This window comes from Photorhabdus kleinii, from assembly GCF_025384885.1.
Classification (GTDB): Bacteria; Pseudomonadota; Gammaproteobacteria; order Enterobacterales; family Enterobacteriaceae; genus Photorhabdus; species Photorhabdus kayaii.
The window spans coordinates 16900-31312 of the sequence record NZ_JAJAFY010000011.1 but is presented as its reverse complement, the minus strand read 5'-3'; the positions used below and the strand labels follow the sequence as shown (position 1 = coordinate 31312).

9 protein-coding genes are annotated in these 14413 nt (G+C 43.0%); 7 read left to right on the top strand and 2 right to left on the bottom strand.

The genetic code is table 11. The annotated features are described in order from the left end of the window. Positions 1 to 36 precede the first annotated feature (36 nt). Positions 37 to 4494, top strand: a complete 4458-nt coding sequence (gene tcaC / locus LG003_RS08275) for an insecticidal toxin complex protein TcaC (RefSeq protein ID WP_262980509.1) — start codon at positions 37 to 39, stop codon at positions 4492 to 4494. 81 nt (positions 4495 to 4575) lie between these two features. On the opposite strand, the gene LG003_RS08270 is transcribed toward tcaC, so the two are convergent. After that, a complete protein-coding gene (locus tag LG003_RS08270; protein ID WP_112879081.1) occupies positions 4576 to 6174 on the bottom strand; it encodes a toxin in 1599 nt (532 codons plus the stop codon). 910 nt (positions 6175 to 7084) lie between these two features. Here LG003_RS08270 and LG003_RS08265 point away from each other — a divergent pair. Next, on the top strand, positions 7085 to 7300 hold the full coding sequence (locus LG003_RS08265) for a hypothetical protein (protein WP_112879082.1): 216 nt from the start codon (positions 7085 to 7087) through the stop codon (positions 7298 to 7300). 114 nt (positions 7301 to 7414) lie between these two features. Here the strand turns inward: LG003_RS08265 and LG003_RS08260 are convergent, their stop codons facing one another. Beyond that, positions 7415 to 8083: an epoxyqueuosine reductase QueH gene (locus LG003_RS08260; RefSeq protein ID WP_049584551.1), complete on the bottom strand. Its 669-nt coding sequence runs from the start codon at positions 8081 to 8083 to the stop codon at positions 7415 to 7417. 298 nt (positions 8084 to 8381) lie between these two features. Between LG003_RS08260 and LG003_RS08255 the strand changes: the two genes are divergently transcribed. The 5 genes from LG003_RS08255 (at position 8382) to LG003_RS08235 (ending at position 14410) form a co-directional block, all read left to right on the top strand. Next, entirely contained in the window at positions 8382 to 9575 is a 1194-nt protein-coding gene (locus tag LG003_RS08255) for a benzoate/H(+) symporter BenE family transporter (protein WP_262980508.1), read from the top strand. A 176-nt stretch (positions 9576 to 9751) separates the two neighbouring features. Next, entirely contained in the window at positions 9752 to 10738 is a 987-nt protein-coding gene (locus LG003_RS08250; RefSeq protein ID WP_387689543.1) for a hypothetical protein, read from the top strand. Further along, positions 10738 to 11883, top strand: a complete 1146-nt coding sequence (locus LG003_RS08245; RefSeq protein WP_262980506.1) for a BamA/TamA family outer membrane protein — start codon at positions 10738 to 10740, stop codon at positions 11881 to 11883. Before LG003_RS08250 ends, LG003_RS08245 begins: the two co-directional genes overlap by 1 nt. Further along, on the top strand, positions 11880 to 13001 hold the full coding sequence (locus tag LG003_RS08240; protein WP_262980505.1) for a DUF4056 domain-containing protein: 1122 nt from the start codon (positions 11880 to 11882) through the stop codon (positions 12999 to 13001). The genes LG003_RS08245 and LG003_RS08240 overlap by 4 nt, the downstream gene beginning before the upstream one ends. A gap of 827 nt (positions 13002 to 13828) precedes the next feature. Beyond that, positions 13829 to 14410 carry a fimbrial protein gene (locus LG003_RS08235; RefSeq protein WP_112879086.1) on the top strand — a complete coding sequence of 194 codons (582 nt, stop codon included), beginning with the start codon at positions 13829 to 13831 and terminating at the stop codon, positions 14408 to 14410. Positions 14411 to 14413 lie beyond the last annotated feature (3 nt).

Here is a 14413-nt window from a genome sequence, read left to right as displayed (position 1 = left end):
CTCTCCCTATTAGGGGCCTGTTGTAAGGAGTACTTTATGCAGGATTCACCAGAAGTATCGATTACAACGCTATCACTTCCCAAAGGTGGCGGTGCTATCAATGGTATGGGAGAAGCGCTAAGTGCTGCCGGCCCTGATGGAATGACCACTCTATCTCTGCCATTGCCCCTTTCGACCGGCAGAGGGACTGCGCCTAGATTATCGCTGATTTACAGCAGCAGTGCAGGTAACGGGCCTTTCGGTATCGGCTGGCAATGTGGCGTCATGACTATTAGCCGACGCACCCAACATGGCATTCCACAATACGGTAATGACGACACGTTCTTATCCCCACAAGGCGAAGTCATGAATATTGCCATGAATGACCAAGGGCAGCCAGATATCCGTCAAGGCGTTAAGACGCTGCAAGGCGTGACCTTGCCAATCTCCTATACCGTGACTCGCTATCAAGCCCGCCAGATCCAAGATTTCAGCAGAATCGAATATTGGCAACCTACTTCCGGTCAAGAAAGGCGAGCTTTCTGGCTGATATCGTCACCGGACGGCCAACTGCACATCTTAGGGAAAACCGCACAGGCTTGTCTGGCAAACCCGCAAAATGATCAACAAATCGCCCAGTGGTTGCTGGAAGAAACCGTGACACCAACCGGTGAACATGTCAGCTATCAATACCGGGCCGAAGATGAAGCCGATTGTGACGACAATGAAAAAACCGCTCATCCCAATGCAACCGCACAGCGCTATCTGGTACAGGTGAACTACGGTAACATCAAACCACAAGCCAGCCTGTTCGTACTGGATAACACACCTCCGACACCGGAAGAGTGGCTGTTTCATCTGGTCTTTGACCACGGTGAACGCGATACTTCACTTCATACCGTGCCGAAATGGGATGCAGGTACAGCACAATGGCCTGTACGCCGGGATATCTTCTCTCGCTATGAATACGGTTTTGAAGTGCGTACTCGCCGCTTATGTCAACAAGTACTGATGTTTCACCGTACCGCGCTAATGGCCGGAGAAGCCGGTACCCATGACGCCCCGGAACTGGTTGGACGCCTAATACTGGACTACGATAGAGATGCCAGCGTCACTACATTGATTGCCGCCCGCCAATTGAGTCACGAACAGGACGGCAGCCCAATCACCCTGCCACCTTTAGAATTAGCCTGGCAGCGGTTCGACCTAGAGAAGATGCCAACATGGCAACGTTTTGATGCATTAGATAATTTTAACTCGCAGCAACGTTATCAATTGGTTGATCTGCGGGGAGAAGGGTTGCCGGGTATGCTGTACCAAGAGCGCGGCGCTTGGTGGTATAAAGCGCCGCAACGTCAGGAAGACGGAGACAGTAATGCCATCACTTACGGCAAAATCGCCCCACTGCCTACCCTACCCAGTTTGCAGGATAATGCCTCATTGATGGATATCAACGGAGACGGCCAACTGGATTGGGTAGTCACCGCCTCCGGTATTCGCGGATACCATAGCCAGCAACCCGATGGAAAATGGACGCACTTTACGCCAATCAATGCCTTGCCCGTGGAATATTTTCATCCAAGCGTCCAATTCGCTGACCTTACCGGGGCAGGCTTATCCGATTTAGTGTTAATCGGGCCGAAAAGCGTGCGTCTGTACGCCAACCAGCGAAACGGCTGGCGTAAAGGACAAGATGTCCCACAATCCACAGGTATCACTCTGCCCGTTACTGGAACCGACGCCCGCAAACTGGTGGCTTTCAGCGATATGCTCGGTTCCGGTCAACAACATCTGGTGGAAATTAGAGCTAATCGTGTTACCTGTTGGCCGAATCTGGGACATGGCCGTTTCGGTCAACCACTGACCCTGCCAGGATTTAGCCAGCCCGAAACTAGCTTCAATCCCGAACGGCTATTTTTGGCGGATATCGACGGCTCCGGCACCACTGACATTATCTATGCGCAATCCAGCTCTTTGCTCATTTATCTCAACCAAAGTGGTAATCAGTTTGATGCCCCGCTGACGTTAGCTTTGCCAGAAGGCGTACAATTTGACAACACTTGCCAACTCCAAGTCGCCGATATTCAGGGATTAGGGATAGCCAGTCTGATCCTGACAGTGCCACATATGGCGCCACATCACTGGCGTTGTGATTTGTCGCTAACCAAACCTTGGTTGCTAAATGTGATGAACAATAACCGGGGCGCACATCATACTCTACATTATCGTAGCTCCGCGCAATTCTGGTTGGATGAGAAATTACAACTCACCAAAGCAGGCAAATCCCCGGCCTGTTACCTGCCGTTTCCAATGCATCTGCTGTGGTATACCGAAATTCAGGATGAAATCAGCGGTAACCGGCTCACCAGTGAAGTCAGTTACCGCCACGGTGTCTGGGATGGTAAAGAGCGGGAATTCAGAGGATTTGGTTGTATCAAACAGACAGATACCACAACATTTTCTCACGGCACCGCCCCCGAACAAGCGGCACCGTCACTGAGTATTAGCTGGTTCGCCACCGGGATAGATGAAGTAGACAGCCAATTAGCCACAGAATATTGGCAGGCAGACACCCAAGCTTATAGCGGATTTGAAACCCGTTATACCATCTGGGACAACACTAACCAGACAGATCAAGCATTCACCCCCAATGAGACACAACGTAACTGGCTAACGCGGGCACTTAAAGGCCAACTGCTACGCACCGAGCTCTATGGCCTAGACGGAACGGATAATCAAACGGTGCCTTATACCGTCAGTGAATCACGCTATCAGGTACGCTCTATTCCCGTAGAGAAAGAAACCGAATTATCTGCCTGGATTACCGCCATTGAAAATCGCAGCTACCACTATGAACGTATCATCAGTGATCCACAGCTCAGCCAAAGTATCTGGCTGCAACACGATATCTTTGGTCAATCACTGCAAAGTGTCGATATTGCCTGGCCTCGCCGCGAAAAACCGGCAGAAAACCCCTACCCGCCAACCCTGCCGGAAACACTATTCGACAGTAGCTATGATGAACAGCAACAACAATTACGTCTGGTGAGGCAAAAAAATAGCTGGCATCACCTGACTGACGGAGAAAACTGGCGATTAGGTTTACCAAATGCACAACGCCGTGATGTTTATACTTACGACCGGACCAAAATTCCGGCCGAAGGGATCTCTCTTGAAGTCTTGCTGAAAGCCGATGGCCTGCTAGCAGATGAAAAAGCGGCCGTTTATCTGGGGCAACAACAGACGTTTTACACCGCCGGTCAAGCGGAAGTCACTCTAGAAAAGCCCACGTTACAAGCACTGGTCGCGTTCCAAGAAACCGCCATGATGGATGATACCTCATTACAGGCGTATGAGGGCGTGATTGAAGAACAGGCGTTGCATACCACACTGATACAGGCCGGTTATCAGCAAGTCGCGCGGTTATTTAATACTGGATCAGAAAGCCCGGTATGGGTGGCACGGCAAGGCTATACCGATTACGGTGATGCCACACAGTTCTGGCGGCCTCAAACTCAGCGTAACTCGTTGCTGACAGGGAAAACCACACTGACTTGGGATACCCATCGTTGTGTAATAATTCAGACTCAGGACGCCGCTGGATTAACGACGCAAGCCCGTTACGATTATCGTTTCCTTACGCCAGTACAACTGATAGATATTAATGATAATCAACATATTGTGACATTGGATGCACTAGGTCGCGTGACCACCAGCCGGTTCTGGGGTACGGAGGCAGGGCAGACCACAGGCTACTCCAACCAGCCCTTTACACCACCGGACTCCGTAGATAAAGCGCTAGCGTTAACAGGAGTACTCCCCATTGCCCAATGTTTAGTCTATGCCGTTGATAGCTGGATGCCGCTGTTATCTTTGTCTCAGCTTTCTCAGTCACCAGAAGAAGCAGAAGCGCTATGGGCGCAACTGCGTGCCGCTCATATGGTTACCGAAGATGGGAAAGTGTGTGCGCTAGGCGGGAAACGGGGAATAGTCCATCAGAACCTAACGATTCAACTCATCTCGCTATTGGCAAGTATTCCCCGTTTACCTCCACATGTACTGGGGATCACCACTGACCGCTACGATAACGATCCTCAACAACAGCACCAACAGACGGTGAGTTTTAGTGATGGTTTTGGCCGGTTACTCCAGAGTTCAGTTCGCCATGAACCCGGTGATGCCTGGCAACGTAAAGAGGACGGCGGACTGGTTGTGGATGCAAATGGCGTTCTGGTCAGTGCCGCTACAGACACCCGATGGGCCGTTTCCGGTCGTACAGAATATGACGACAAAGGCCAACCGGTGCGTACTTATCAACCCTATTTTCTGAATGACTGGCGCTATGTCAGTGATGACAGCGCCCGCGATGATCTGTTTGCCGATACCCATCTTTATGATCCATTGGGACGGGAATACAAGGTCATCACCGCTAAGAAATATTTGCGAGAAAAACTGTACACTCCGTGGTTTATTGTCAGCGAGGATGAAAACGATACAGCATCAAGAAACACATAATTTTATCCGTTGCCCCGCAGTATATTGCGGGGCAATATCTAATCAATTATGAAGATTCAGCATTTCCGTTAAATATTAACGTCAATGTTCTTTCTTGGTAAAAGCCGGAACAGGATCAGGTGTCGGAACAGAGCTATCGCAATTATAATGCTCTCCTGTCAGCCCTATTTTTTTGCAAGCCGTAGACAAAAGATCATTAGGTGTCGCCCACTCATCTTTCCAGTCACTACCGTCATAACGTTCATTCTTAAATAGATCCCACATTATAAGGCCCGTTTTACCATATTTGATCGTACCATCTAATATGCTGTTAAGAGCGCTCTTCGTAAGCGGTAAATTACCGGTTGCGGGTTTACCAACTTCAAACCCAACCGTAATAGGCGGCAAAACCAATAATTTTTGCGGTTGAATTGATGCCTGAGCGTAGTTACGCGCCCCTTTTAGTTTGACATGGAAGGTAACAACTTCATTGCCTGATTTAAGCCAGTTAATATATTGACCATAATAATACTTAACCTGCCCAGGAAGGTCACAAGGAATATATGTTTCACCTCCCCCAATAAATCCACAATCTTTTTCACTTAAATCATAGGTCATTACACCAATATAACTGAGTCGATTGATCAGATTGGGGTAACTCAGCGCGGTATTGTAAATCAAACCATAGAGATTGCCTCCCCACCAAGCACCACCATAAATATCACTATTCCTCGCATTAGTTCCCCAGTTAGCGGACATATTCGGGATACCTCCCGTTGCAGGACCTGCGGTACTTAGCTTAAGTGATGGTTTAACTGCATTAATTGAAGTATAAAAAGACTTTAAAATAGCAGCGAATTTATCCACGGTTGCCGGCATTGCGCGGGGAATTTTCTCTGCGCCAGGAACAATATTCATTGACGCATCATAAACATAACTGCCTAGTCCCTTTGCTATTAAAGTTGATGTAATAAGGGTTTCACTGTTATTAGGAGGAACCTTGATTGAGTCAGGCGTTAATTTCCAGCTTTTTGCATTAATATCAGCGTGCCAGAATTCTTCATAATCAACATCAATTCCCACTACCCCCAAGTCAGCCGCCAAATTGACAATATTTTTATATGCCTTATCTGCTGCTTTACCCGTAATAGTACTGTCAAATCGAGGAATTTTGGTCAGGGGATTAGGAAAGATATCATAAACCGCACCGGGTTCATTACCACAGGCATCTTTTTTGCCCGCGGTTATATCATAAATTTTCGGATAACAACTAAAGTTCCATCCACCTACAGCAATATAAGTACTCACTCCATGAGATTTTAAATCAGCGATAACACCTTTTAATGCCACAAAATCAGCCCTGGCATTTTCAGCTTCTTTCGTGCTAATACTTTGACCAGAAGTACAGATATAACCAAACAATCCTGAACATTTCAGACTGTTTTTTTCATAGTTAATAAAACCAGGCTGGACAAAAGACAATACCAACGTATTAAAGTTACTCTTATTCTTAGAAATATCTCTACTTAATTTTTTAAAGTTATCAAGACTGGCATAATATTCTTTAGTATCAACCTGCGCAGCAGGCCCACTCAGATAATATGCAGATATTTTAGGATTGGCGGCAATAACATTTCCTGATATGAAAAAACACAATACACAACTCGCTAATAAATATCGGTTTAATTTGTATTTAGACATATATCTATCTCCACTTGGTTAACATTACTTTTCCGATTACAGTCAATGAGTTATAATGACACTTCATTGCCTTTTCATCATGAACGGTATAAGTTTTTCCCTAATAGAGCGTTAATATGTTCAGTCTGTTATTATAGACTGTGATGTAGTTACTAATCGGTTATATTAGCATTAATTATTTCAATGCACCAATTTCATAATAGTGTAGTTTTCTCCGTTGTCCACAAAAGACCTAGAAATTAGTTGTAATAATATTTCTCTCTAATCTATCTAAATAAAAAAATATTATTATATGATAATTCCACCAGATTATATTTATGTTAATTAATTACTACAGGCGTAACGCTTTAGAGATAATTATTTCCTTCTGCAATTGAATTCAGATTATTACTAAATACAGTTTCCAATCTACACCCAATATATATCCCGAGTCTTAGGAAGATTATTTTAATTAATATTATTGAAATTAAACAAATAAATTACCTCACCAAAAATATAAATAAATTACGCTTATTTCATTTTCATTAAGAACATCATGAGTTCCTATAAGCTATAAATAGTGTACAAGCAGATTCGCAATAATAGTTAATTACAGCTTGTGCAAACCTGCTTATGAATGAACAGTGAACCACCAGCAACACGCAAAACCCGGAGTATACATGTTAATAGAGAACCCATTGCTTTAAATAAACGCTCTCTGTTATCAAGCAAATTATGCCCAAAAACTTCAACGATTCTTCAACAAATTATAAAAACCTATAAAAAGGTATTATCTTAAATTTGCCTAATTAATGATCAAGCTCGTATACTCACTGGGCGTTAAGACAGATCTGGAATAGCACGTAGCTTACTTAGTCGCTCAAAATGTATTCCAGCAAGTGAAACAAAGTTAAAACACAGGAAAATTATCATGACACGTTTAGGCTTATCTATAACTGTATTATCACTGTTATTCTCTGGCGCAGTATTGGCTGCACCTAGCACACCGGTAACCCAATCTTCGGATACCAAAGTGACTGCTTCCCATACAGCAAATACCAAAGCAGAGAAGAAATCGGGTAAAACCACACCTAAACAACACTCACACCAAAAGGCAGCAAGCAAAGAAGCCAAGAAGACTCACTGAGTTTTCCAGCATGAAGCCACTACACGCAGCAATAGTTATGACACAAGTTTGACAGCGTCATAAACTGTAAATTCAGGGGGGAAATCCCCCCCTCAACGTATTAAAGTGAAAAGCTTAACAAGTGCCTTCGGTATCTTCATCACCATAATATTTAACACCAATCCTGATAATATCCCGCGCCTGAGATTTACGGTGTTTATTCGTATCACGCAATGAATAGATACAACCACAATATTCCTGCTGATAAAATCTTTCCCGTTTACTAATTTCAATCATCCGGGCTGAACCACCTTGCTTACGCCAGTTGTAATCCCAGTATTGAATTCCCGGATACTGACTTGCCGCTCGTTTTCCACAATCATTTATCTGCTGCATGTTTTTCCAACGGGAAATGCCCAACGAGCTTGAAATAACGCTGAAATTATTTTCATAAGCATATAAAGCAGTACGCTCAAAACGCATATCAAAGCACATGGTGCAACGAACCCCTCTTTCTGGCTCCCATTCCATACCTTTAGCGCGTTCAAACCAGTTATCGCTGTCATAATCCGCATCCACAAATGGCACATTGTGTTGCTCCGCAAAGCGAATGTTCTCTTCTTTGCGAATTAAATATTCCCGTTTTGGATGAATATTCGGATTATAGAAAAAAACGGTGTAATCAATTCCAGAGGCATGTAGCGCTTCCATCACTTCACCAGAACAAGGCGCACAACAAGAGTGCAATAATAATCGTTCCGCATTATCCGGTAACGTTAAAACAGGGCGAACATAGTTTTCCATTTAGCAGGCTCCATATAATTATAAGAATTAATTATAGAATATAGTTATTTTTAGCTTCAAATTTTTCGAATGAAATTCATCATGACTGGCTTGTTTTTACGATCCTTATCTTTGTGATCCTTACCTTTGTAATCATAGTAAATTACTTGAAATTCTGGCAGGTTCCACCGTCATATTGTCGTCATCAAAGTTTGTACGAGGAAGTTCACTACAGATAAATTTGTTTTATGCTGATAGTTAACTAAATTATAGCCAAATTCAGATGCTTTTAACCAAAATAATTTAAACGGAGACCAAGATGCGCCATGCAATTTCCCTGAGTGACCTCTCTTTTCCGGCCATCACCGCCGGATTTGTCGCTGTTCTGGTTGGATATACCAGTTCCGCGGCCATTATCTTTCAAGCCGCTGAAGCTGCCGGCGCTACCCCCCTACAAATCGGCGGCTGGCTAAGTATGCTAGGATTTGGGATGGGTATCAGCTCCCTGGGGCTATCGCTTTATTACCGCACCCCCGTCCTTACCGCATGGTCAACACCGGGTGCCGCGCTACTGGTGACAACGCTACCAGGAACATCAATCAACGAAGCCATTGGTATCTTTATTTTTGCTTCAGCGCTGATCTTGCTGTGCGGTATTACTGGCCTGTTTGCCCGATTGATGAACTATATTCCACAGGCACTTTCCGCAGCCATGCTGGCCGGTATTCTGTTACGCTTTGGTTTGGATGCCTTTTCCTCATTTTCAGTCAACTTCGTACTGACTGCCGGCATGTGTTTGACTTATCTTCTGACACGCAGATATTTATCCCGCTATGCCATCATCTTAACACTATTATCAGGGCTGATTATCGCCGCTTTACAGGGAGATATTCACTTTGAACAACAATCTACAATCGCGTTTGCCACCCCTGAATTTATTGCACCCAGTTTCACACTCTCTTCGCTATTGAGTATCGGCATCCCATTTTTTATCGTCACGATGGCATCTCAAAATGCGCCCGGCATCGCAACACTGAAAGCCGCAGGGTATCCGGTTTCTGTTTCATCACTGATAAGCTGGACTGCGCTCATTTCACTCATTTTGTCACCTTTTGGTGGTTTTTCCGTCTGTATTGCCGCTATTACAGCCGCAATTTGTATGAGCCAGGAAATCCACTCTGACCCGAATCGCCGTTATATGGCCGCTGCCGTAGCGGGCGTGTTTTACCTGATAGCGGGCCTGTTCGGCGGCTCAATAAGTATGTTATTCAGCGCTCTACCGACTGCGCTTATTCATGTTATCGCCGGATTAGCATTGCTTGGAACCATTTCTGGCAGCTTGCTACAGGCATTACAGAATGAAAAGCAACGAGACGCCGCAGTAATCACATTTTTGATCACCGCTTCCGGCGTGACGTTACTTGGAGTAGGCGCTGCATTTTGGGGATTAATCGGTGGCGTAATAACCATGATGCTTCTATCTTTGCCTGAGAAAAACAAAATCGCTCATTAAACATACAGTAAAATTATACTTTTCAGCATCTTATGATATTTCTTATCTATAAGAGTTGTGCTAATTTGCCGGGTTTGTTGCGCTTTAAATATTACGGTGAGAAATCAATAGCCTTAAATGAAAACTTTAATTTCCCTACTAGCAAAACCGAGCTTCCTATTATGAAATTTTTTGACATAAAATTTTCTGATATTAGCAAGTTAGCTGTTCTTTCATCATGCTTGGCAATCCCCTATAGCTACGCTGATGACCACCCAATTCTTTCTCTCTCTGTCAGCCAGTCAGGAGGGAACCAAACGACTGCTGATGGTAGTTTATCCAGAAAGCCAAATAAGCAAGAATCACGGATACTCCCGATTTGGGGTAATGAGGCCAGAGCTAAAGGTTATGACCTACCGGAACCTTTTGGTGCCAGTTACGGTTATATGAATATGCGGCAGAATATCATTGTAGATGATATTAAAATCATTATACCGGACACCCCAGGCTTTGAAGACATACTGGATATAAACACAGGAAAAACCAGAGAAAAGAATGAATCACATATGCTCAAGCTGGATACTTGGGTTCTGCCTTTTCTGAATGTTTATGGCGTTTATGGCTGGACAAAAGGCTCATCGAAAACCAACATTGAGGGAATCAGTTTTCTTGGTCAGACTATTAAGGGAATGAAAGATATTCCCTTCGCACTAGATTTTAAAGGTAAAACCTATGGTGGCGGTTTTACTCTGGCAGGGGGTTACGATCAATTTTTCGGTACGCTTGATACCAACTATACCTACACCAGTCTGGATATTCTGGATGGTAAAATTAGCGCTCTGGTCGTCACTCCACGAATTGGTTATGAATTTGTATTCCAGCCAATCATTCCAGGGCAAGGAAATACCAAATTGCAAGTATGGACCGGTGGTATGTACCAGAAAATTACTCAGGAATTTGAAGGCAATATTAGTAATCTGGATTTACCCCCCATGTTTGACAAATTGGTAAGTGCATTCGACGATTATGAAAATATGAAATTCAAAGTAAAACAGCATGTTGCATCTCGCTGGAATAATACCGTCGGCGCAAGGCTGGAAGTCACACGCAATTTCAATATGCTGACTGAAGTTGGCTTTAACAAACGTAACAGCTTCTACATTTCAGGTGAGTTCCGCTTTTAATGAACATCCGTTGTACTTTATATGGGCTGGCTTTAGTCAGCCTTTTTATTTCTGATCTCTCATATGGTGAAGCACCATTCAGCAGGGAAAAAATCGATGGCTGGCTGGAAAAATTAGGTGGCAGTAATACCTATGACAGCAGTAAAGCGATTGATTGGGGTATTTTACCCGGCCCTTTTTATACGCCAGAGTTAGGTGCCGGTCTCGGTGTTGCTGTCGTTGGTCTTTATCGGCCAGATGATCATGACCATACCAGCCAAACCTCTTCTCTTTCCCTAAATGGATTTGCCTCTTCAACAGGCGCCTTTGGCTTCACATTTGATAACTACAGTTTCTTTGCTGATGATCAATGGCGGTTTTTCCTTTCCGGTACCTTGAACAACGTTCCCACTTATTACTGGGGAACAGGATATCAAGCAGGTAAGGTAGATGATCGCAAAGAAAAATATCACTCACAGGAACTGCACCTGCAACCCAGAATGCTCTATCGAGTTGCTGATTCTACCTATTTAGGCGCTGGCTGGAATTTTTCATCATTACACGCCAAAGACCCTGATAGCGGCGCTAAAAAACTTTTTGCAGCAGAAAACGATGGCCGGTCCATATTGAGTTCGGGCGTCAGTGCCTATTTCAGCTACGACACACGGGATTTTCTGCCTAACGCTCATCAAGGACACGTTCTTGATATTACCTACACCCATTTTTCCCCGGCATTAGGCAGTGACCGCCGGTTTAATACCGTTGATATGCAATACAGCACCTATTATCAATTAGATGAAAAATCTGTACTGGCATTCGATAGTTATGGTCGTTTCACTGACGGCCAAGTGCCCTGGAATATGCTGTCAATGCTAGGTAATAGTAATCAGATGCGTGGATATTATGAAGGTAGATACCGGGACAAAAATGTTATCAGCACCCAATTGGAATATCGGCGCAAATTGGACTGGCGACACGGATTTGTCTTGTGGGCAGGGGCGGGCACCCTAAGCCATTATGCAAAAGATATTGGCTCAGAAAACTGGTTACCCACAGTTGGCGCTGGCTATCGTTTTGAATTCAAACCTAAAATGAATGTCAGACTGGACTTTGGTATCGGTAAAAAAAGCAATGGATTTTATTTTCAGGTAGGAGAGGCGTTTTGAAATTGCGTTTATGGATTGCTGCTTTAACGTTAGTTGCAGGATGCCAGGGAACTTTTTCTTCAATCGCACCAGTACAACCTGACTTAAATAGTGAAACAACCGCCGAAGCCACTCGTGCATGGCCGGTTCTTGCTCCGATTCCCTCTCCCGAAGGATTAAGAGCTTGCTGTGCTTTTGGCTACAATTTAAAAACTGAATTACTGACCATTCCAGTACCTTTTTACCACATAAGTAATGTGCTGGATGCCGATAATCTTGGGGCACATAATTATAACAACAGTTTTTTTGGTACCGTTGCTTCATTAACAGGACTCAATAATGAAAAAGTGGGGATGATATATACCCGCCGAGGCGGATTCATTGATATTTCCCATGTACGGGATACCGCTGATAATGCGGTTTTTCTGTTCAGTCAAATCTGGCCTCGTCTTGGAGAAAAGTGGCAAATAGAACTCAGCAGCGAATTAGCATTACGCCGCATTCAATTCTATCAATTCACACCACCAGCAGCGATAGAACAACGTTATACCCTAACTGCTTATCTGGCCGTAAAATTGGCTTTTGAACTTGCTGCATGGCATGAAATCGCCCAATGGTACGGTTATCAGTCTGTACCGGGATTTTCTGAAAAAGTATCTGCGTTCTCTCCTGAAGATCTCTACTCTAATCTATTAGGCGCTCGTCTTTCCCTCTCTTTGATACTGGCAGGGCAAGTACCGTCAATGAAACAATACCGCCTATCAATGCAAGCCATTCTGCCATCTGCGCTACGTGAACTGGAAGCCTTATCCCCTGATGAAACGCGGAAAATGTTTGAACAGGTTGATGGTATCTGGTGGGACAGCACACGCCGTATACCTGATAAACGCTTAATCCTTCAACGTGATTTCCATATTCACAGCGATCGCATACCTAATATGGTGCCTACAGAACAGCAAGTTCCGCTTAGGCTTACCCTGCCACAACAATATACTGGCTACAGATTATCTGAATTGGCCGAATTACAATTGTGGCCTAGCCGCCAGATGAAAGATCTTCCTGTACCAGAAAGCTACTGGATTGCACTTGATTTTCCACAATTGGCAGAAAAAGCAAAAGAACAACAAGAGAATCATTGATTCATATATTTTCTATGAAAGAATGAATATAACATTATGAATTAAAATATATGAGAAACTTTAGATTACTATTTCTCAAACAATAATCCCATTGTAATATCATCAATTATAATTCACTATTCCCATAATGTTACATCATAATATAAACTCAACATCATTCATAATAAAACCAAACTATGCCGACCATACTTAAATTAAGCTATAAAGAGAAATCCCACATCAATAAGGCATTATTCCACAGGATAAAAAACCGTATTGAAATATTTACAAAGATAAAAAACCAATAAACAACTGATATAAAATAATTAATATTACATAACATCTAAAAAACAAATCAAAAAATCATAAAAATATTAACTAGCTCAACAACCAAAAAAGAAACAAAATCTCAAAAAGATCACAAAAATAAGAACATAATTCTTAATTATACTCTTAATCTGTGTATTGCACTTATTTTTATCGAAAAATTAGACTTTCACTCTTAATTTAACTCAAATAACAAAAATCCCTTCTTAAATAGGTTTAATCGTCTATAATATACATTTCCAAGTTATAAATATGTATAAACAATATCAGCTTTATCTAAGTAGATAAAATAAGAACTTACATTATCAACAATTAGATTTATTCAACCAAAACTCAAGTTACTAAACTATTTTCAACTATATGATATATTGATTTTTATTTTAAATTTACAACATTAAATAAATTTAATAGATAAACACTCATATTGTTTTTTAATTTTTCTGATGTATTTGGGGATTCAGGGCCCCTATCTTCACCCCTGATAAAGTCAATTAAGATGTCCCTACTCCTGGAGAGGAAAAATGAATAAACTAGCGTTATCAACCACCGCCGCGCTTATTTTTGCTACAGGTTCTGCTGTTGCAGCCAATGATGCCGCTGGCGGTACATTACATTTCTCTGGTGCAGTCACTGATGCCACTTGTACTATTAACAGTGGTGCTTCAGCTAATCTGTCGATTATATTGGAACCTATCTCAGTCACTCAAGCCGGACAAAAAGAAGGCTTAATTGATTATGGGAAGAAAGCATTTTCACTAGAATTTTCTAACTGCCAGTCCAAAGCCGTTGGTTTTGATCCAGCAACCTCTATGTTGAAAATCCAGTTCTCATCATCACATACTATTTCTAACGATGCTAAGTACCTGGTTAACCAAGAACTCAATGCAAATGGTAAGCCGAAAAACGTAGGTATCGCTATTGTTAAACACACCGAAGAAAATAACCCTATTATGCTGAATAAAGCGTTTGATACAGGAATCAAAGGCTCAGAGGCAACACCTGAAATTGTCGATTTCTATGCGAAATACTACAAAGTAGGCACTGATGCTGCTGATCCAGGTAAAGTAGTAACGATGGTTACTTATCACGTTACTTATTTATAATTA